This is a genomic window from Hymenobacter rubripertinctus, from assembly GCF_003583925.1.
Classification (GTDB): domain Bacteria; phylum Bacteroidota; class Bacteroidia; order Cytophagales; family Hymenobacteraceae; genus Hymenobacter; species Hymenobacter rubripertinctus.
Window position 1 is genome coordinate 31,073 of sequence record NZ_QYCN01000010.1, and the last position, 20,559, is coordinate 51,631.

Annotated in this window: 19 protein-coding genes; 6 read left to right on the forward strand and 13 right to left on the reverse strand. The window is 61.9% G+C overall.

Annotation, left to right across the window (positions count from 1 at the left end; translation table 11 throughout):
* Positions 1-154: 154 nt before the first annotated feature.
* Entirely contained in the window at positions 155-451 is a 297-nt protein-coding gene (locus D0T11_RS08200; RefSeq protein ID WP_119655300.1) for a NifU family protein, read from the forward strand.
* 232 nt (positions 452-683) lie between these two features.
* Here the strand turns inward: D0T11_RS08200 and D0T11_RS08205 are convergent, their stop codons facing one another.
* A complete protein-coding gene (locus tag D0T11_RS08205; RefSeq protein WP_119655301.1) occupies positions 684-1,118 on the reverse strand; it encodes a cupin domain-containing protein in 435 nt (144 codons plus the stop codon).
* Positions 1,119-1,448: 330 nt separating this feature from the next.
* Positions 1,449-2,222 (reverse strand): oxygenase MpaB family protein, encoded by a 774-nt coding sequence (locus D0T11_RS08210; RefSeq protein WP_119655302.1) that lies wholly within the window; start codon positions 2,220-2,222, stop codon positions 1,449-1,451.
* A 148-nt stretch (positions 2,223-2,370) separates the two neighbouring features.
* Here D0T11_RS08210 and D0T11_RS08215 point away from each other — a divergent pair, with 148 nt between their 5' ends.
* The 4 genes from D0T11_RS08215 to D0T11_RS08230 all read left to right on the forward strand — a co-directional run bounded on the left by D0T11_RS08215 (position 2,371) and on the right by D0T11_RS08230 (position 6,329).
* Entirely contained in the window at positions 2,371-2,802 is a 432-nt protein-coding gene (locus D0T11_RS08215) for a ribosomal maturation YjgA family protein (RefSeq protein WP_119655303.1), read from the forward strand.
* A 141-nt stretch (positions 2,803-2,943) separates the two neighbouring features.
* Positions 2,944-4,236 (forward strand): fumarylacetoacetase, encoded by a 1,293-nt coding sequence (fahA, locus tag D0T11_RS08220; protein ID WP_119655304.1) that lies wholly within the window; start codon positions 2,944-2,946, stop codon positions 4,234-4,236.
* Between the two features lie 380 nt (positions 4,237-4,616).
* A complete protein-coding gene (locus D0T11_RS08225) occupies positions 4,617-5,771 on the forward strand; it encodes a zinc-dependent alcohol dehydrogenase (protein WP_119655305.1) in 1,155 nt (384 codons plus the stop codon).
* A gap of 12 nt (positions 5,772-5,783) precedes the next feature.
* Positions 5,784-6,329 carry a hypothetical protein gene (locus D0T11_RS08230; RefSeq protein ID WP_119655306.1) on the forward strand — a complete coding sequence of 182 codons (546 nt, stop codon included), beginning with the start codon at positions 5,784-5,786 and terminating at the stop codon, positions 6,327-6,329.
* 123 nt (positions 6,330-6,452) lie between these two features.
* On the opposite strand, the gene acs is transcribed toward D0T11_RS08230, so the two are convergent.
* The 8 genes from acs to D0T11_RS08270 all read right to left on the reverse strand — a co-directional run bounded on the left by acs (position 6,453) and on the right by D0T11_RS08270 (position 17,882).
* Positions 6,453-8,381, reverse strand: coding sequence for an acetate--CoA ligase (gene acs, locus D0T11_RS08235; protein ID WP_119655307.1), 1,929 nt, complete (start codon positions 8,379-8,381; stop codon positions 6,453-6,455).
* A 74-nt stretch (positions 8,382-8,455) separates the two neighbouring features.
* Complete coding sequence (locus D0T11_RS08240) at positions 8,456-10,378, reverse strand: AMP-binding protein (RefSeq protein ID WP_119655308.1); 1,923 nt, start codon at positions 10,376-10,378, stop codon at positions 8,456-8,458.
* Positions 10,379-10,407: 29 nt separating this feature from the next.
* Entirely contained in the window at positions 10,408-10,779 is a 372-nt protein-coding gene (locus tag D0T11_RS08245) for a response regulator transcription factor (RefSeq protein ID WP_119655309.1), read from the reverse strand.
* A gap of 143 nt (positions 10,780-10,922) precedes the next feature.
* Entirely contained in the window at positions 10,923-13,730 is a 2,808-nt protein-coding gene (locus D0T11_RS08250) for a sensor histidine kinase (RefSeq protein WP_119655310.1), read from the reverse strand.
* A gap of 122 nt (positions 13,731-13,852) precedes the next feature.
* On the reverse strand, positions 13,853-14,074 hold the full coding sequence (locus tag D0T11_RS08255) for a hypothetical protein (RefSeq protein ID WP_119655311.1): 222 nt from the start codon (positions 14,072-14,074) through the stop codon (positions 13,853-13,855).
* A 147-nt stretch (positions 14,075-14,221) separates the two neighbouring features.
* On the reverse strand, positions 14,222-15,691 hold the full coding sequence (locus D0T11_RS08260) for an MFS transporter (RefSeq protein ID WP_245990680.1): 1,470 nt from the start codon (positions 15,689-15,691) through the stop codon (positions 14,222-14,224).
* Positions 15,692-15,844: 153 nt separating this feature from the next.
* A complete protein-coding gene (locus tag D0T11_RS08265; RefSeq protein WP_119655312.1) occupies positions 15,845-17,314 on the reverse strand; it encodes a hypothetical protein in 1,470 nt (489 codons plus the stop codon).
* A gap of 142 nt (positions 17,315-17,456) precedes the next feature.
* Positions 17,457-17,882, reverse strand: a complete 426-nt coding sequence (locus D0T11_RS08270; RefSeq protein WP_119655313.1) for an IS1/IS1595 family N-terminal zinc-binding domain-containing protein — start codon at positions 17,880-17,882, stop codon at positions 17,457-17,459.
* 217 nt (positions 17,883-18,099) lie between these two features.
* Here D0T11_RS08270 and D0T11_RS08275 point away from each other — a divergent pair, with 217 nt between their 5' ends.
* The gene (locus D0T11_RS08275; RefSeq protein WP_119655314.1) at positions 18,100-18,621 is read left to right on the forward strand and encodes a hypothetical protein; all 522 of its coding nucleotides are present in this window, start codon (positions 18,100-18,102) and stop codon (positions 18,619-18,621) included.
* Here D0T11_RS08275 and D0T11_RS22925 read toward each other — a convergent pair.
* The 3 genes from D0T11_RS22925 to D0T11_RS08285 all read right to left on the reverse strand — a co-directional run bounded on the left by D0T11_RS22925 (position 18,610) and on the right by D0T11_RS08285 (position 20,356).
* A complete protein-coding gene (locus D0T11_RS22925) occupies positions 18,610-18,900 on the reverse strand; it encodes a zinc-binding metallopeptidase family protein (RefSeq protein ID WP_220473710.1) in 291 nt (96 codons plus the stop codon). The two genes, D0T11_RS08275 and D0T11_RS22925, sit on opposite strands and share 12 nt — an antisense overlap.
* 31 nt (positions 18,901-18,931) lie before the next feature.
* Entirely contained in the window at positions 18,932-19,546 is a 615-nt protein-coding gene (locus D0T11_RS08280; protein ID WP_220473711.1) for a M28 family peptidase, read from the reverse strand.
* 228 nt (positions 19,547-19,774) lie between these two features.
* Positions 19,775-20,356: a hypothetical protein gene (locus D0T11_RS08285; protein ID WP_119655315.1), complete on the reverse strand. Its 582-nt coding sequence runs from the start codon at positions 20,354-20,356 to the stop codon at positions 19,775-19,777.
* Positions 20,357-20,559 lie beyond the last annotated feature (203 nt).

Sequence of the window (20,559 nt, forward strand, 5' to 3'; positions counted from 1 at the left end):
GGATACGCTACGCGGCTTGTCCTGAACTTCTGCCTCTTCTGCCCGGTTTAGAACTGCAAAGGCGGAAAGTTCTACCTTTACCCTAGTGCCGCGCCCCGACCTGCTGCGTAAAATCAGCGTCATCAGCGGAAAAATCAGCGAAACTCAGTGATTTATGAATGCAGCCGCCGCCGTTGAAGCCCATCCCCTCCTGCCCCGCGTCGAGCAGGCTCTGGACGGCATCCGCCCCTACCTGGCCGCCGACGGCGGCAACGTGCGGGTGCTGGAAATCACCGACGATATGGTGCTGCGCCTGGAGCTACTCGGCGCCTGCGGCACCTGCCCCATGTCGGCCATGACGCTCAAAGCCGGCGTGGAGGAATCGGTGAAGAAAGCCGTACCCGAAATCCGGTCCGTGGAAGCCATCAACGTCACGCCCATGAGTGAGCAGCCCGCCGGCCAGGTCCGGTAACGCTCGTTTCTTAAGGACCAAAAGCAGCGCCCCGCTCCTGCCGGTTTTCCGGTTGGGGCGGGGCGCTGTGATTTTGGGGAAATTTATGTATTAACGAATGAGCCTTTTGTGCGGGTGGGGGACTTGAAAAATGTTTGCTGAGTAAAAGTAATTTTTTTACACAAGTCCTATAAATTAATTATTTACATCCGCCCTACTTACATAAAATTTACACTGATGTCAGTACGTTTTTTCATACGAAGCTAATGCCATAGCGCCTACAAATGACTGCAATCTGCGGAAAATCAGGTGGTCCGGCTGGCAGTTTACTTAGTTCTTCAAACATATCCTCAAGCCCTGATGGAAAAATATCTAAGTATACTTTTGCGTTACTTTTTCCAACAACTTTCCAAGCATGAGGAATATTTTTCGGTAAAAATATTGTATCACCGCTTTTTAAAACTGATTTCTTTTCACCAACTGTAAATTCAACTTCGCCTTCTACTATTTTATAAACCTCATCTTCATTTTGATGTACGTGCATTGGAATTTGAGTATTCGGTGAATTATCTTGGTAGATTGCCAAGAACCGTCCATTCGTATCCTTACCAGTAAGTTTGATTTGTTGATGATCACCAAGAATGTTTAATTTTTGCCCTTCGTCTTTGAGTACAATTTTGTGCTTCATCGGATTTTATTTTTAAACTTTGGTTTGCTGTTCAAAAAGTATCAGAACAGCAAACAAAGTGGTTGACCCTAAAAACTATGTTGATGTCATATTTTTTTCCACCCATTATTTACGGACTTTAAGTCGCTTAACTGTTTTGATTGTTATGTCGCCAACATCTGTATCCCACAACTCCATGTAGCGCAGACATACCCAAAGCAGGCTGCTTTGCGCTACCCAGTAGCGGTTATTCATCCGACGTCAGCGGCATGCCGTTACGCGGCTACCTGTGCAATATAGCCGCCTGCTACTTCTTGTGCAACAGCATTAGCATCAGCTACTCAACACCCGTCACCCAACTGCAACTGGCACCACATCCAGCGCCTCAATCTGGGCTCGGTACGTGGTGGGCAGCAGGGCGGTGCGGGCCCACTGGCTCAGGCCGAGGCGCTGGGTGCGGCGGTACACCGGGATGAGCAACCGTAGCGCCCTGCCCCGGCCCAGGTGCAACAGCTGGCGCACCAGCGGCGGCACCACCAGGCCCTGGGCGGCCAGCAGCAGGCGGTAGCGTACGGGGCCGAGGTGGCGGCGGTACTGCTGGTAGAGGTCGGTGGTGTAGCGGCTCGGGGCCAGGTCCTGACGCAGGTGCTCTTGGCGGGCGGTTTGCCAGGGAGCGTAGGATAGCGGCACCTCCGGGATGCCCATGCGCTGCCCGACGCGCCCGAAAACTGCCACTACTTCCTCCTTCTCGGCTAGGGTCAGGGGGCGCTCCAGGGTTTCGAAGGCGCGGATAGAGTAGTCGATGAGCATGAACAGCACGTCGCGGTAGGCCCAGGCAGGGATGCGCTGGCCGCGCCTGGACTCCACCCCGGCGTGGATGGCGGCAATGGTATCGATGGCCCGCTCGGCGGCAGCGCGCTCGGCAAACACAATCTGGCGGGCGTATTCCACCGTCGAGAACAGGCGGGCCAGCGGGTCGGCGGGCAGGCGGCCGGTGAAGTAGAGCCAGTCCACGGCCTTGTTGACGGCAAACTCGGCCGCCGCCCCGGCAAAAATGAACAGGATGGTATCGGCCTTACCCCAGATGGTGCGCACGACGGAGCCTGGCGGCACAAAGTATTGCATAAGCAGTTGGTTGAACCCGCTACCGCATCTCTTCAATCAGAAAGCGGAAGCTAAATCATGTTGCAATTTATCAAAGTACTTTTAAACACAAAGCTCAAATTAGCTTTGTGGCGTCCCCTACCCCTGATGAACCTGCTTTTCAGCGCTAATGTCTATCCTCCTACCTCCTGCCCTCGTCACCCGTCGGCGCCGGCTGCTGCTGCTGGCCCTGCTCACGGTGCCGCTGGGCCTGGGCTCCCGGCGCTACGCCGCCGCCCTGCCGGCGTGGCTGACCGCTTACGCCGGCGACACGCTCTGGGCGCTACTGGTTTTCTGGCTGGTGGCCCTGCTGCGGCCGCGCTGGCCAGTGCTCCGCGTGGGCTTGGCAGCATTTGGGCTGACGCTGGCCGTGGAAACCAGCCAGCTCTATCAGGCGCCCTGGCTCAACGCCTTACGCCACACCACTCTGGGCGGCCTAGTGCTGGGCTTTGGCTTCCTCTGGTCTGATGTACTGTGCTACGGCGCGGGGGTGCTGATTGGGTACGCGCTGGAACGGCACTGGCGGGTTTCACCGATTACGTTAGGCAAGCTAAATTTTTAGGGTCCATTCATTACCTTATCCAGGATCGGGTATCCATTCTGGTAGTTGCGGGGGGGGGGGGGGGGGGGGGGGTGTATCCTCCGCCCGTATTCCCCCTATGCCGCTACCTTTGCCCCTATATCCACCTCCTATTCCCTTCCCATGACCAACCCGAACGACCCCACCCTGCATTCCTGGATTGACATTACGCCCGCGAGCGACTTTCCCATTCAGAACCTGCCATTCGGGGTGTTTGAGACGGAGGACCGCGGGCCGCGCCTGGGCGTGGCCATTGGCGAGTACGTGCTGGACCTGTACGCCGTGGCCCAGTTCGGCTACTTCGAGGACCTGGAACTGGGCGCGCAGATGCCCAAGGTATTCCGCCGCCGCAGCCTCAACCAGTTCATTGCCCTGGGCCGGCCGGCCTGGCGGGCCGTGCGCCAGCGCGTATCGGAGCTGCTGCGCCACGACAACCCCGCTTTGCGCGACCAGGAAGAGGCTATGCACACCTGCCTCATCCGCCAGGAGGAGGTGCGGATGCGGCGCCCGGTGAAGCCCCACAACTACACCGATTTCTACAGCAGCATCGAGCACGCGACCAACGTGGGCACCATGTTCCGCGACCCCAACAATGCCCTGTTGCCCAACTGGCGCCACATTCCCATCGGCTACCACGGCCGGGCCAGCTCCATCGTGGTGAGCGGCACCGATTTGCGCCGGCCCAACGGCCAGCGCAAGGCTCCCGATGCCGCCACGCCCACCTTCGGCCCTTCCCAGCAGCTCGATTTCGAGCTGGAAGTAGCCTTCGTGGTGGGCCGCCCCACCCAGCTCGGCGACACCATTCCGGTGCAAAATGCTGAGGACTACATTTTCGGGCTCATGCTGTTTAACGACTGGAGCGCCCGCGACATCCAGAGCTGGGAGTACGTGCCGCTGGGGCCGTTTCTGGGCAAGAGCTTCGGCAGCAGCGTATCGGCCTGGGTGGTGACGCTCGATGCGCTGGAGCCGTTCCGGATACCCGGCCCGGTGCAGGAGCCGGAGCCCTTGCTGTATTTGCGCCAGCTCGGCCAGCACAACTTCAACGTGAACCTGGAAGTGGCCATTGCGCCCGAGGGCGGCCCCGAAACGGTGGTTTCCCGGGCCAACTTCGGCCTCATGTACTGGAGCATGGCCCAGCAACTGGCCCACCACGCCTCCAACGGCTGCAACCAGCAGGTGGGCGACCTGTACGCCTCGGGCACCATCTCGGGCACCACCCCCGACTCGCTCGGTTCGATGCTGGAGCTGTCCTGGCGCGGCACCCGCCCCGTGCCACTGGCCGACGGCTCGGAGCGCAAGTTTCTCCAGGATGGCGACCGGGTAACCATGCGCGGCTTCGCCGAGAAAGACGGCATCCGCATCGGGTTCGGGGAAGTGACGGGCCAAGTGCTGCCGGCAGCGCCGTTAGGATTCTAAAAATTTCCGAATAGCTGGTTCCGCTTTATCTGGCGGCCAGGGCCGAGGCCCGGCGGTTTGCTTCATGATTTGCTTCCCGCTATTCGGAACGGTGCTAAGGGCCGTCGATTTCAGCGGCTTATTCTGAACAACCACGCGCACTGCGCCCAACCACGCGGCGCCGGGTTTCCTGCTACACTGTGGCAGCAACCCGGCGCCGCTGTTCGTTTACAGCATCTGCTGCGGCTTTATTCTGGAAGCTTTCAAGCCCAACCGTAACAACCTTCCGGCGAAGGGCGAAGTAAGCATCAGGGACTGGGCTACCCGCTGCCGCTGTTTTCGGCACTCATGTTCCCGGCTTCTACTCTTCCGTTTCCTTCCGCTTCCTTTCCAGAATTCTTATGCTAGCAATGGAATACCGGGGCCCCAAGCGGGTCCGCGCCGTGCAGAAACCCATGCCCGAAATCAAGCATCCCCAGGACGCTATCGTGCGGGTACTGCGCGCCTGCATCTGTGGCTCCGACCTGCACCTGTACAACGGCAACATCCCCGACACCCGCGTGGGCTCCACGTTTGGCCACGAGTTTGTGGGCGAAATAGTGGATATCGGGTCTGAAGTGACCAAAGTAAAAGTGGGCGACCGGGTGATTGTCCCGTTCAATATCGCCTGCGGCGAGTGCCACTTCTGCAAGCAGGAAATGTTTGGCAACTGTCAGGAATCCAACACCGAATCGGGGGCAGTAGGCGGCATTTACGGGTACTCGCACACGGCCGGCGGTTTCAATGGCGGCCAGGCCGAATACGCCCGCGTACCCTACGCCAACGTGGGCCCGGTCATCATCCCGCCCGATATGGACCTGGACGATGCCGTGATGCTCACCGACGTGATTCCCACGGGTTATCAGGGCGCCGAAATGGCCGGCATCCAGCAGGGCGACACGGTGGTGGTGTTCGGGGCCGGCCCCATTGGCATTACGGCCGCGCGGTGCGCCTGGCTGTTTGGGGCGGGCCGGGTTATCATCATCGATAAGCAGGAGTACCGCCTCGATTTCGCCCGCAAATATTCGTACTGCGAGGCCTACAACTTCGAGGAAATCGGCGACCCGGTGATGTTCATCAAGAAAATCACCGACTTCATGGGGGCCGACTGCGTAATCGACGCCGTGGGGGCCGAAGCCGAAGGCAACACCCTGCAAACCATTACCGGCCGCAAGCTGCTGTTGCAGGCCGGTTCGGCTACGGCGCTGCACTGGGCCATCAATGCCGTGAAAAAAGGTGGCGTGGTGTCGATTGTGGGCGTGTATGGCCCGACCGACAACCTGATTCCTATCGGCAACGCCATGAACAAGGGCCTCACCATCCGGGGTAACCAGACCTCGGTGAAGCGCCTGCTGCCACGCCTGATTGAGCACGTGCAAAATGGTGTACTGGACCCCAAGGGCCTGATTACGCACCGCCTGCCGCTGGAAGAAGTGGCCGATGGCTACCGCATGTTCTCCAACAAGCTGGATAACTGCATCAAAACCGTGCTCATGCCCCCCMCCGCCAACCAGTAACCCCGCCTCCCCATGAAAGACAACGCTATAAATACCCCCATCGACCCCAGAACGATTAAGGGCTGGGGCATTGATGCCGACCCCAAGAACGACCCCACCTATCCCATGCGCAAGCGCATGAACGCCAAGGAGGACCCCAACAGCAAGAGCCGGCCCGACAACCTGCAACCCGTTGACGAGGAAGTGCTGAAATCGCTGGAGCGGGCCAACGTGTCGGCCGTATTTGGTACGCCCGAACCCCCCGCCGGCCTGAGCGGAATGATCCGCCGCCAGGCGTACAAGTATCCGGAGAACCAGTATAAGCGCTGGCTGCCGCTCGTTTTGGCCGACCGCGTGGATGTGGTGGAAGGCGTAGTGACGGACCTGTTCCAGGGTAAGCTGCCCAACATCTGGGCCGAGAAAGGCTACGACATGGAGTGGAAGTACAACCGCACGGCTTTCGTTACCAAAATGGCCACCATTGGCGCCGTTACGGCGGGCCTGGTTGTGTGGCTTGCTTCTGGTAGCCGCAAGAAGGAGCAGAAAGCGGAGAAGCGCAATTACCTGAGCCGCTTTTAGGCTGAGGCTGGCCTGCTGGCTGGCAACTCAAAAGCCCCTTTGCCGCGTGGCAAAGGGGCTTTTGAGTTGCCAAGCTTATTTTACCAAGTAACCATTCGGTTCAGTCCCAGGCCGCATGGTTCCTCACTTCGCCCCCTGGATAATGTCTTCCACCACGGCCGGGTCGAGCAGGGTGCTCACGTCGCCGAGGTTGCTGGTTTCGCCCTCGGCCACTTTGCGCAGGATGCGGCGCATGATTTTGCCGGAGCGCGTTTTGGGTAGGCCCGTAACCAGCTGGATCTTGTCGGGGCGGGCGATTTTACCGATTTCGGCCACCACCGTTTCGATGATGCTGGCTTCCACGCGGGGCTTGTCGGCCTCGTTCTTACAGGCGCCTTCGCGGCAGATAACGTAGGCGTAAATGCCCTGGCCCTTCACGTCGTGGGGGAAGGCCACCACGGCCGATTCCACCACGTTGGGGTTCTGGTTGATGGCGTTTTCAATTTCGGCCGTGCCGAAGCGGTGCCCGCTCACGTTAATAACATCATCGACGCGGCCGATGATGCGGTAGAGGCCGTTTTCGTCGCGGCGGGCGCCGTCGCCGGTGAAGTAGTAGCCCGGATAGGGCCCGAAGTAGGTCTGCACGGCGCGGTAGTGGTCGCCGTAGGTAGTGCGGATCATGCCCGGCCAACTTTGCTTGATGGCCAGGTAACCTTCCTCGCCGTTCCCCTCGATTTCGGTACCGTCCTGGCGGAGCAGCACCGGCAGCACGCCCGGCAGCGGCAGGCCGGCGCGGGCCGGCACCGAGGGCGTGATGCCGGCCAGGGCCGAAATCATAATGCCGCCGGTTTCCGTCTGCCACCAGGTATCCACGATGGGGCAGCGGCCCTTGCCCACGTGCTCGTTGTACCAGTGCCAGGCTTCCTCGTTGATGGGCTCGCCCACCGAGCCCAGTACCCGCAGCGAGTCAAGGGAGTAGCTGAGCACGTTATCCAAGGGTTCGGCCATCAGAGCCCGGATGGCGGTGGGCGCAGTATAGAAGATGCTTACCGAATGCTTGTCAATCACCTCCCAGAAGCGGCCGGCGTCGGGGTAGGTCGGGATGCCCTCGAACATGAGGGACGTGGAGCCGGCCAGCAGCGGGCCGTAGAGCAGGTAGCTGTGGCCCGTCACCCAGCCAATGTCGGCGGTGCACCAATACACGTCGTTTTCCTCCACCTGAAACACGTTGCGGAACGTGTAGTCGGCCCACACCATGTAGCCGGCGGTGGTGTGCACCACGCCCTTGGGCTTGCCGGTGCTGCCCGAGGTGTAGAGGATGAAGAGCGGATCTTCGGCCTTCATTTCCTCGGCGGGGCAGATTTTGGCGGCGTTGTTGGCTTCCTCGTGGTACCACACGTCGCGGTCGGGGTCCATCTGCACGGGCCAGCCCAGGTGTTCCACTACAATTACCTTGCGCACCGAGGAGCAGGTTTCGAGGGCCTCGTCCACCACGCGCTTCACCGGAATCTGCTTGGTGCCGCGGTTCAGGCCGTCGGCCGTAATCACCACCGAGGCCTGGGCGTCGTTCACGCGGTCGGCAATGGCGGTGGCCGAGAAGCCGGCGAAAATCACCGAGTGTACTGCCCCGATGCGGGCGCAGGCCAGCACGGCAATGGCCAGTTCCGGAATCATGGGCATGTAGAGGCAGACCCGGTCGCCCTTTTCCACGCCGTTGTTCATGAGCACGTTGGCGAACTGGCACACGTGCTGATACAGCTCCCGGTAGGTCAGACGCAGATGGCGCTCCTTGGGGTCGTTGGGCTCCCAGATGAGGGCCAGCTTGTTGCCGCGGGCGGCCAAATGGCGGTCGAGGCAGTTTTCGGTGATGTTGAGGCGCGCCCCGGCAAACCACTCGTTGCGGCCGGCCGGCATATCCGACTCCACCACCGTATCCCACTTGCGGCGCCAGGTGAAGGGTTCGGCCACGGAAGCCCAGAACTCGGCGGGATGGTGGATGCTCAGGTGGTAGGCTTCGTGGTAGCCTTCCAGACTGCGGATGCGGGCGTGTTGGGGCGAAGTGGCAGTGGGCATAGCGGTGATGGGTGAATAAGTGAATGAGTGACTCGGTGAATTCGCCTTTTATCCTGATTAGCCGGCGGTTTTACTCAGGATAACGCCGGGGGCTCGAAGGCCTGCCCCAGCTGGCGGAAGGCCAGCACGACCCGGATTTCGTCGAGGATGGTGGGGTCGTCGATGGTGGAAGGTACGGGGAAGTCCTCGCCATCGGCCAACTGACGCAGGGTTTTGCGCAGGATTTTGCCCGAGCGGGTTTTGGGCAGCCGGGCCACCACGGCCGCCTGCCGGAAGCTGGCCACCGCCCCGATGCGCTGGCGGATAAGCTGCACCAGCTCCTGCTCCAGGGCCTCTTCGGCGAGGCTTTGGCCATCCTTGAGCACCACCAAGCCCACCGGGCGCTGCCCGCGCAGGGAGCAGGCAATGCCCAGCACCGCGCACTCGGCCACGGCCGGGTGGGCGGCCAGAATCTCCTCCATCTCGCCCGTGCTCAGGCGGTGGCCGGCCACGTTAATCACGTCATCGACGCGGCCCATGATGTAGCAGTAGCCCTCGGCATCCTGGTAGCCGCCGTCGCCGCTGAGGTAGTAGCCGGGGAAGGCGTCGAGGTAGCTGCTCTGGAACCGTTCGTCGTCGTGCCAGAGGGTGGGCAGGCAGCCGGGGGGCAGCGGCAGGCGCACCGCCACTAGGCCGGTGGTGCCCGGGGGCACGGGCTGGCCCGCCTCATCGAGCACCTGCACGTTGTAACCGGGCACGGGGTGGCCGGCCGAGCCGGCGCGGGGCGGCGGCATATCGGGGTAGCCCACCAGCGTGGCCAGCATGGGCCAGCCCGATTCGGTCTGCCACCAGTGGTCGACGACGGGCACGCCCAGCAGCTGGCCGGCCCAGTCGTAGGTGGCAGGGTCGCACCGCTCCCCGGCCACGAAGAGGTGGCGCAGGCTGCTCAGCTCATAGCGGCGGGCCAGCGCGCCGGCGGGATCTTCCTTCTTGATGGCCCGGATGGCGGTGGGGGCCGTGAACAGCACCCGCACGTTGTGCTCGGCCACCACGCGCCAGAACGCACCGGCATCGGGCGTGCGCACGGGCTTGCCCTCGAACAGCACCGTGGTGCAGCCGTGTAGCAGCGGCCCGTACACGATGTAGCTGTGACCCACGGCCCAGCCAATATCGGAGGCGGCCCAGAACGTTTCGCCGGGCTGCACCCCGTACACGGCGCCCATGCTGTACTTCAGGGCCACGGCATGGCCGCCGTGCTCGCGCACCACGCCCTTGGGCCGGCCGGTGGTACCGCTGGTGTACAGGATATAAAGCGGGTCAGTAGCCTCAAGGGACACGGCCTCCACAGGTGCTGCTTCGAGCAAGTCGCGGAAGTCCACGTCGCGGGGTTGCCGGAGGTCGGCCGGGCAGAAGTCGCGCTGGCAGACGACCACGTGGGCCGGCGGGTGCCGGGCCAGCCCGATGGCCGCTTCCACCAGAGGCAGGTAGGGAATCACGCGGTCGATTTCCAGCCCGGCCGAGGCGCAGACGATAACCCGGGGCCGGGCGTCATCGATGCGTACGGCCAGCTCGTGGGGTGCGAAGCCCCCGAACACCACCGAATGCACGGCCCCCAGCCGGGCGCAGGCCAGCATGGCCACCACCGCCTCGGGCATATTGGGCATGTAGATAATCACCCGGTCGCCGCGCGCCACACCCAGCTCCCGCAGGCCCCCGGCAAAGCGCGCGGTCAGGTCGAGCAGCTCGCCGTAGGTGTAGCGGCGCACGGTCTGGGTCACGGGCGAATCGTAGATGAGGGCCACCTGGTTGGCGCGGCCCTGCTGCACGTGGTCGTCGAGGCAGAGCCAGCTGGTGTTGAGCTGCCCACCCCGGAACCAGCGGTAGAAGCCCGTGGCTTCGTCCTGGCTGAGCACCGGCCGGGGCGGCTCCCGAAACCAGGTAAGACGGGCGGCCTGCCCGGCCCAGAACAGCTCGGAGTCGTGGAGGCTGGCGGCGTAATCGAAGGCGTAGGTAGACATGGGCGGGCGGGATTAAGCGGCGGGTGAAATCAGGCGGAGGGGAACAGCAGACCTTTCACCTGCTGCATGAGTTGGCGGGTACTGAAGGGCTTGGGTACGTAGAGGTCGGCCCCGGCCTCGTAGCCCTTCTCAATATCCGATTCCCGGCTTTTGGCCGAGAGGAAGATGACGCGGGTACCGGCCCGGTCGGGGCGCTGGCGCAGATGACGGCACACCTGGTAACCGTCGACGTCGGGCATCATAATATCGAGCACGACCAAGTCGAACGGCGTGGCATCTACGGCGTTGAGGGCCTCGGCACCGTTGCGGGCAATGCTGACCTGGTAGCCGGCCTTGCGCATGAGGAATTCCAGGGACATGACGATGTTGGGCTCGTCGTCGACGATGAGAATGTGGGGCATATATTAATTAAAAATTAAAAGGGAAAAATTAAAAATATAAGGGAACAAGATTTGTAATCGGGTTCATAAAACAACGCAATGGCTGCGCAAATTCAGATAACGGATAACTGTTTGCTCCATTTTTAATTTTTCACTTTTAATTTTTAATTCCCTTTCAAAGGTAATTCCAGCGAAAAGCGGGCGCCCTGCTCGGGCTGGCTTTCCACCCAGATGCGGCCGGCGTGCAGCTCCACAATTTTTTTGGTGATGGCCAGGCCCAGGCCCGAGCCTTCGGGCTTGCGCATGGTTTGGTTGCGGGCCTGGAAGAACTTGTCGAAGATGACCTGGTGGAACTCGGGAGCAATGCCCTTGCCGTTGTCCTGTACCCAGAGGCGCAGACCGGCGGGCGTGGCCTCCACCCCCACGCCAATGCGCCCCGTACCATCGGCCCGGCACGATTTCACGGCGTTCGAGAGTAGGTTCACCAGCACCTGCATGAGCCGGTCACGGTCGCCGGGCAGGCCGGGCAGGCCGGGCGGCACGGCCAGGTCCAACTGAATCTGCTTGTCGCGCAGCAGCTGGCCCACGGCGTCGAGGGCGTCGGTAATCACGTCGGCCACGTCCAGCGTGCGCTTCTCCAGCGTCGCCTGGCCCGACTCGTACTTTTCCAGGTCCAGTACCAGGGTAATGAGCCGGCTCAGGCGCTCCGACTCGCGGGTGATGGTGAGCAGAAACCGCTGGCGCTCCTCTTCGTCCAGGTCGGGGTTGTCGGTCAGGATTTCCGATAGGGCGCGGATGCTGGTGAGCGGGGTGCGCAGCTCGTGGGTAACGGTGTAGAGGAACTCGTCCTTGTGCTGGTCGAGCTCCTGAAGCTGGTCGTAGGCCTGCTGAAGCTGCCCGGTGAGGCGCTGGAGCTGGCGCTGCTGCTTCTGGAGCTGGCGGTTGGCTTCGAGCAGCTGCTGGCTTTCGCGCAGAATGCCCACCACGTTATCGAAGCTAATGTCTTCTACCCCCACCGAGGAGCGCAGCAGCAGCCGGGCCGAGGCCGGGCCGACGGCCCCGGCCAGCAGCTTTTCGGCGTAGGAGAGCAGGCGCGGGTCGGCGGGGGGAACTGGGTGACGGAGCGACGGAGTGACGGAGTAAGCGGGGTTGCCGTCGGAGGGAACCGGGGTTTTGGCGGCCGGCGGCCGGGTTTCGGGGAAATGCTCCTCGAAAGCGTGCAGGGCCTGGTTGGTGCGCTTCTTCCCCAGAAAACCCACCAGCAGTGCCCGCACGTCGGGCAAGGGCGCGGCGCTGTGCCAGCTGGTGGGAGCTTCGAACCCGGCTTCGTGGCGGAACACGTCCACGAACAGCTGGGCCTGGCGCTGCTCCAGGGCCGAGGGCTGCCGCCGCAACGAGAGGCCCAGGTAGAGGCCGATATTCAGCAGCCAGCTCCAGAACAACCCGTGCGACAACTCATCCAGCCCGATCAGCCCGAGCAGCGCCCCCGGCCGCAGCCAGCCCAGCCCGGCAGGGCCCTGGGTCAGGAAAGATTCGGGCACCAGGCCCGGCGCCACCATGGTGGGCAGCACCAGCGTATAGAACCACACCGCGAAACCGGCCAGCAGCCCCGCCGTGGCCCCGCCCCGGGTGCCGCCCTTCCAGTACAGGCCGCCCAGCACCACCGGCACGAACTGGGCCACGGCGGCAAACGAAATCAGGCCGATATTGACCAGCGGCAGCAGGTGACCCACGGCGGCGTAGTAACCGAAAGCCAGCAGCAGCACCAGCACCACGGCCAAACGGCGGCTGTGCAGGGTGGCCTGCCCAAGACGGGCGAACCAGCGCGGCCGGCTGCCGCCGCGCACCGGCCCGCGCACCAGCAGCGGCATGAGCAGGTGGTTGCTCATCATCACGCTCAGGGCAATGGTTTCAACGATAATCATACTGCTGGCCGCCGAGAGGCCGCCCAGGTAAATGAGCAGGGCCAGCCAGGGGTGCCCGGCCTGCAACGGCAACGCCAGCACGTACATATCAGCATCCAGCAATCCGCCCGCGTCCAGCAGCCGCCCCCCGAAGGCCAGGGGCAGCACCAGCAGATTAATCACGATGAGGTAGAGCGGAAACAGCCACATGGCCTTGCGCAGGTGGTCTTCGTTCACGTTTTCCACCACGGCCACCTGAAACTGCCGGGGCAGCAGCAGAATGGCCGACATGCTCAGCAGCAGCAAAGTAAACCACTGCCCCGGCGCGGTACCGGCCCCGTCGAGGGTGAACAGCCGGCTCAGCTCGGGCAATGCGGCGGCCCGCTCAAACACGTCGGCAAAACCGTTGAACAGGCCGTAGGTCACGAACAGACCCGCCACCAGAAAAGCCACCAGCTTAAACAGGCTTTCCATGGCCACGGCCAGCACCATGCCCTCGTGCCGCTCAGTGGCCTCCACCGAGCGCACCCCGAAAATGATGGTAAAAAATGCCAGCGCCACGGTGGTATAGAAGGCCGAACTCACGGCCGCCGCGTCCTCTACCGGCTGGTTGAGCGCGCCGGGCACCCGGGTCAGGATATTGAACGAAGCCGCAATGGCCTTGATCTGGAGAGCAATGTAGGGCACCACGCCCAGCACGCACACCACCGTCACCAGGGCCCCCAGCCCGGCACTTTTGCCGTAGCGGGCCGAAATGAAATCGGCAATGGAGGAAAGGCGCTGAGCCCGGCAGATGCGGATGATTTTACGCAGCACCAGCCAAGCCAACGGAGCCATGAGCGTGGGTCCAAGGTAGATGCCCACGAACTCCAGCCCAAAGTACGCCGCCCTCCCCACCGAGCCGTAGTAAGTCCAGGCGGTGCAGTACACGGCCATGCTCAGGGCGTACACGTAGGGGTTGCTCACCAAACTGCGCCGCGCCGCCACCCGCCGCTCGGCCGCGTACGCCACCCCGAACAGTAGCACGAGGTACCCGAAGGAAAAGCCAATAACCAGCAGCGGGGACATTTTGGGAATTAAAAATTAAAAGTGAAAAATTAAAAATTCAGCATCTTGACATTTTTTCATTTGTATCACACTGAACAGAAAGAGTAAAATGGCGCGGAACAGTCATTTTTAATTTTTCACTTTTAATTTTTAATTCCCCTCACCACCCAGCCCGTTACCAGCACCAGGGCGGCCCACGTCACCAGCACGTAGAGGTAGAGCACCGGGATGCCGGCCACCCGCCCGGCGTGGTTGAAGGCGCCGAGCAGCGGGAAGTTGAGCAGCACCCCGAACAGCAGGGCCACGAACAGCAACTGCTGCCCGCGCCGCTGCTCCGGCCGCTCCGGGGGGGAAATGGGAGGCATGAGGTGGGGTTCAGGTGGGTGGTGGTTGATTTTCGGGCGGGCAGCTGGCGGTTGGTACGCGCCTGCCCGACTTCCTAAAGCAAGCAAAATCCGCCGAACCAACGGCCCGGCGGACTTTTCCTGGTAAGCCAAACCGGGCGGCGCGGGTTAGTCCATGATGCGCACGTTGCGCGAGTCCTTCATGTAGAGGGAGCCGATGATAAAGGTAATCAGGGCGATAACTACCGGGTACACCAGGCCGAAGTAAATGCTGTGCTCCTGCAAGAAACCGCTGGGCTGGGCGGCGGCCCAAGCAACCATAGCCGTCGAAATCAGCGGGACCAGGCCCCCGAAAATGCCGTTGCCAATGTGGTAGGGCACCGACAGGGAGGTGTAGCGCACCTTGGTCGGAAACAGTTCCACGAGGTAGGCGGCAATGGGTCCGTAGGCCATGGTTACGAACAGCACGAGGAAGAAAATCAGCACAATCAGGCCGAGCATGTTGGGGTTGTTGGCCACTAGCACGGCGGGTACGGCCACGCCGGCGGCATCTACGGTGGCGGCGGTTTTTTCCACGGCCGGGCCGGCAAACTGCTTCAGGCCGTAGAAAATCGGGATGGTGAACACGGCCCCGCACAGCAGCCCGGTCATGATGATGCGCTTGCGGCCGATGCGGTCCGACAGGCTGCCGAAGTAGATGAAGAACGGCGTGGCCAGCAGCAGGGCTACGCAGAGAATAATGCTGGCCGGAATCTGCTCAATCTTGAGCACGGTTTGCAGGAAGAAGTAGGCGTAGAACTGCCCGGTGTACCACACCACGCCCTGGCCCATAGTAGCCCCAAACAGGGCCAGCAGCACCAGCTTGCGGTTTTGGGGCTCCACGAACGAGTCGCGCAACGGCGACTTGCTGGTGGTGCCTTCGGCCTTGGCTTTGGCAAAGAGCGGCGACTCATCGAGGCGGCGGCGGATGTAGTAGGAGGCCACGACCAGGAAGCCCGAGAGCAGGAACGGAATCCGCCAGCCCCAGATCTTGAAGGCTTCGTCGCCCACGGCCAGCCGGGTACCGATGAGTACTGCAATGCTCACGAACAGGCCAATAGTGGCCGTGGTCTGGATGAAGCTGGTGTAGTAGCCACGCCGGTTGTCGGGGGCGTGCTCGGCCACGTAGGTGGCCGCCCCGCCGTACTCGCCGCCCAAAGCCAGGCCCTGCACCACGCGCAGCAGAAACAGCAGAATGGGCGCCATCACGCCGATAGAAGCAAAGGTGGGCACCAGTCCGATGGCAAACGTGGAGCCGCCCATCAGCAGCAGCGTGAGCAGAAACGTGTACTTGCGCCCCACCATGTCGCCGATACGGCCGAACACGATGGCCCCAAACGGCCGCACCACGAAGCCTACGGCAAAAGCGGCCAGGGTGGCCAGCAGCGCCGCCAGGGGGTTCGTTTTGGGGAAGTAAAGCGTGGAAATGATGGTGGCCAGCGACCCGAAAATGTAGAAGTCGTACCACTCAATCACCGTCCCGACGGAGGACGAGGTAATGACCTGCCAGATCTTGCTGGTCGAGACATTGTTGTTGTCGTGCTCCACCGGAGCATCCGCCCCGGCCGCGTAGCCGGGTTGCTTTACATCCTGTTCCATTGCACTGGGGAATTTGGTGGTGGGAGATGAGTGGGAGATGAGTGGGGAGGTGGTGAAATGGTGAGATGCTGTTCGGGGTCCTGACAGGCGGGGCCGCACAAGCAGGCTCCCCAAACAGCAACTCACCATTTCACCACCTCCCCATTTCACCGCTTACAGGAAAATCATGGTTTGCAGGGTTACCTCGGGGCGGTAGTTGATGTCCTGGGGGTTGGAGTAGTCGGGGCGGGCGCGGTAGTTGAGCGTGAGCTTGGCGTTGTGGCCGTCGAGCAGCACGTTGGCACCCAGGTCATACACATTCACGTTTTTGGCCCCGATGGCGTCGAGGCCTTCGTAGCGGCCGTGCTGCCAGGCCGCGTAGGGTTGCAGGCGGGCCTTTTCGCCCAGCACGTTTTTGGGTAGCAGGTAGCCGGCCTGCCCGTAGAGGGCCGAGCCCGTGCCCACCACGGGGTAGGCATTGCCACGCAAAGTGCCCGCGCCCGGAATTGCGGCCGAACCGCCGGCCGTGCTGGGGTTCAGGAGGCCAATGTTGCGGACGTAGTTAGGACCGAAATTGTAGTTATAATACACGCCATAAGCCGTGAAAGCCGTACCCGCATCCTTGTTCAGGGGCGTATCGAAGAACACATCGGCCGACAGAATGCCCAGGTTGTGGGTTTTGTAAGGCAGCGTGAACGGGTCCTGGGGCAGCGTGTTGGGCAGCGCGTTGGGCCGCGAGAACATGGCGTCCTTATTAAAGAGGAAGCCCGCCCCGATATTGAACACGCGCTTGGTGCCCAGGTAGGAGCCCACCTGATAGGGTAGCAGGTTGGCTTCCTGGTCGAGGAACTCGTAGGCGAAGTAGCCCTGGTAGGTTTTGTGGCTGTTGCGGGGGTTGTAGTCGGCCACGTTGGTGGGCAGCGTGGCGGGCGTGGCCGTTTGGCTGGTGGCGTAGGGGTCGTTCATCGACACGGCGTAATCGAACTTGCCGATCCGGCCCTTGGCGTAGATGCCCATCCAGCGGGCAAACTGGTCTATTTTCTCGATGGTGGGCCAGTTGGAAATCGGGGCGTCGTAGGCCAGGAAGTTGAGCGTACTGGCCCGCGTCATGCGCGAAATCCCGTTCTGATAGTGCAGGCCGGCCCCGATGTTCAGGTACTTGAACACCTTGTATTCCACCATGGCCTCGTGCACGAACAGCTGGGGTTTTTTGCCCGGGTCGCCAATGCCCACGCCCCCGCTCACGGCGTTCTGGTTGTTGATACCGAAGTGGGTGACAATGAGAAAGCGCGGGTTGAGCTGGGCGTAGAGCAACACCCGGGAGCGACGCAGGCCCACGTCGAAGGTGTTGTCCTGGGGGTCGCCGGCCACGTGCTGGGAGCCGGTGTTGTTGCGGTTGTAGCGCGTCCAGACCTGGTGCCAGTTGATGATGCGGAAGTATTTGGAGCCGTCGGGGGAGAGGTTCACCTTCAGGCCCGCCCCGTAGGGCACCGATTCGGTGGGGGACGCCGTGGCGGGTGGGGCGGCCTGAGGGGCCGGAGCCGGGGCGGGCGGGTTGCCGGCGGGCGGGGGCTGCACCTGGGCCGCGGCTCCGGCGGCCGTCAGCAACGCACTCACGGCTAAGGCGTAACGAACGTGTTGCATAAGAAGGGAGGGAATGGTGGGGTGGAGGGAAATCAGCACTGGAACCGGCCGGCCAATAGGCGCCCGGTTTTACTGTCTCCAAATAGCAGAATCCCCGCCCCGAACCCGCGCCCCGGCTATACTTCCGCTAAGTCCCTATAGCTCACCCCTGCCGAAACCGCTCCCACTTGATCAGCATGTACTTATCGCCCAGCTCCGTTATCATCATGCCCGAGCCCTTGAGGTTTTCCGGGTGCTGAAAAAACTCAGCCAGCTCCTTCTGGTTCAGGATTTTGTAGGTGGGGTGGTAGTCCGTCTGGCGCGGGGCTTTCACCCCGTACTTTTTTACCCAGTTCATTACGCTCACGTGGCTCACGCCCAGCAGCCGCTCAATTTCACGGTAGCTCACCCCCTCCACGTAGAGTTGCAAGGCCTTAATGACGTAGTACGGGTTGGTTTCCTTGCCCGCCTTGGCCACCGAATAATGGTAGCCGCAGTTTCGGCACTTATACCGCTGCCGCCCCCCCACTACGCCACTTTTCGTAGCTTCCATCGACTCGCATTTGGGGCAGCGTAACTGGGACATCATCAGGCAGGTAAGTAACCGCTTACTGTAAGCTATAGGTAATTAGTAAAGATATAGCATTTTAGCAAAAAACCTCTTCTTCAACAGTCCTAAAATACGCCACATGAGAGCCATAAGACACCGGCGAGGCACCCATTTCCGAAGCAGTAAGAAAGTCCGGGGGGGTAAGCGCCACGTAATCCGGTTGCAACAGGCAAGCGAGGTGCCCGCGCCAACAGCTATGGACACGCTCCCTGACCGCGCATATTATTATGAAAAACTCGGGCTGCACCCCTGGCACTGGCACCACCGCCAGCCCCCGCAGCTGGTGCGCCAACTGGCGGCCCGGCATCTGCTGGCCACGTTCTTCGACTGGCAGCGGCAGTTGCGGGCCCAGCCGGAACCGTTCTACCTAGCCCTCTGGCTGGTGAAGGGCCGGGAGTTTGCGCATTCTTCGCAAGTAGTAGTGGGCATGGGCAGTAAGCGGGCCCGGTACCGCAACACACACGGGGAGCCCGACCCGACAGGCCCTCCCCTGCCCCCGGAATACTGGCAGTTACCCGGGGCCGGGGCTCTGACTTGGACAACTCACCCCTGGCAAACCTTTCTCGACGCCTTCGACTACCCTACTGGCTGGCCGGCATGGGCCTTCGCCAACCCTCATTATGACTACGTCCACGAAGATGGCAGCCGCTACCTCGTGGTACAGACCAGTTGGGTATGGGTGGGCCAGTTGGCCGAAATTGGGGCCTCAGCCGAGTAGCACCACGGCCAGCAGCGCGTCTACGGCCAACCCTAAGCGGCGCATATCCAGGCGGGCCAGGGTGTCGGTGGGTTCGTGGTAGCTCTTGTTACGGTAGAAGGCCGTGTCGGTGAGCAGCACGGCCGAGTAGCCGAAGTGCCAGTAGTTGAGGTGGTCGGAAAAGTCGATGCCGGGCAGCCAGGCGGGGGCTTTGAAGCGCTTCACTGGCAGGGCGGCGGCCGTTTGGTAGCGCCGCGCCAACTGCCGGCCGAAGCGGCCGTTCCCGAATTTCTGGGCCACCGTTACGTAGTTGCCCTGGCTCCCATACACCCTATTTCAGCGGCCCCAACGGGTAGTCCTGGCTGCCCTTCCGGTCGTCGTAGTAGCCCAGCATTTCCAGGGCCACCATGCCGCGCACCGGCACGCCGGCCGCATGCAGCGACTGGGCGTGCACGTAGCTGCCCATCTGTTTGGTGCGGAAAAACGGCGGCTCCTCCAGCGTATACGCCACCAGATCTACCCGGTACGGCAGGTTGGGCTGCCGGCCCAGCAGCCGGGCCAGCTCCAGCAAAGCCGCTACGCCGGTACCGTTGTCATCAGCACCCGGCTGCTCCCCACACACGTCGTAATGCGCGCCCACTACAAGGCGGGGGCCGGTTTCGGGGCCGAAGTGGGCCAGCACGTTGTGGTAGCGCTGGCCCTCCACCTCGTAGGGTTGCTCAGTGGGCTGCCCCCCGGCGGCGGCCAGTTCGGCTTTAACGTAGTCGGCGGCCTGGTTCAGGCTGGCCTGGTGGCGGTAATTGCGCGGCTCGGGTGTGGTGGTGAGGGCCACCAGGTGGCGGCGCAAACGGGCCGTATCGGCCGCAGCTTGGGTCATGGTTTGGGCTGGGGCTGCCGTAGCGGCTAATAGGCCCAGCAGCAGGCAAATAGGAAAGAGCTTGCGCATAATGCTTGATGCCGGTCAGCCGGAGCAGGATTTGTGTACGCGGGGCTAGTACAGCGTGAAGCCCCTCTCCCCTGTTGCTTCGGCCAAGATACGGTAATCAGCAGTTCAGTAAGCTTCGCCAACTGGTCCCTCTGCCCCTGCCACGATGAGCCAGCCGCCACCTTCCCCCGATTACAGGGGCCATGTGGCGGCTGGCTCATCGTGGCAGATTATGATAAAAACGCCGTATCAGTCGTCGTCGTCTTTGCGGGGGCGGCCTTCTTTCGTACCGATGTACTGCACGCCCGCCATTACAACCTTGCTGTCTACTTTCACGCCCTGCTGACCCACCTGTACCCCCGGGGCTTTTACGCCGCCCCGGCCGTCGACTACCACGCCCCCGGCACTCACCCGGCCGTTTTTGGAGACGGAAACGCCCGCGTCATAGTCGCTCTGGTTCATGCCGAAGCAGTTCATTTTGTTGTTCAACGATATCATCACCGTACCCTCCTGCTGGTCGTACATGGCGCAGCCGGCCTGAATCTGGTAGCCCCCCACTTTTTGGGCGGGTATCGAGTAGAACGTAGTGCTGCCGGTTTTCTGGTGCAGCAGCGCCTTAACCCGCCCCCCACGCAACAGGTTGGCAATCCAGACTACTTTGCTCAGGGCGGGGTCTCTGGTGATGACGACATTTTGCTCCCCCACCTTCACGCTGGCGGGTCCCACGAAATTATCCTGCTCGTATCGGCCTAACACCCCAACAGTACCACTTTGGGCCATGCTCAAGGTTACCGACAGGCAGAAGAAAACTAAAAAAAGGACGTTTTTCATCTCTCTGAATGGATTTAGAATGGAATACCCACCCCTATTGGCAGGCCAGGCAACGGCCGGAACCACCGGCGGACCAGCAGTTGGGTAGAACGCACGATTTTTCGCGGCTCGTCGTGCTAAAGCACCTGGTGGCTGAAAAGCAGCGGGTTCGGCTACTGCCGGGCTGCTTGCCAGCAAGGACCGCCGATGGTTCCGCCGTTGTG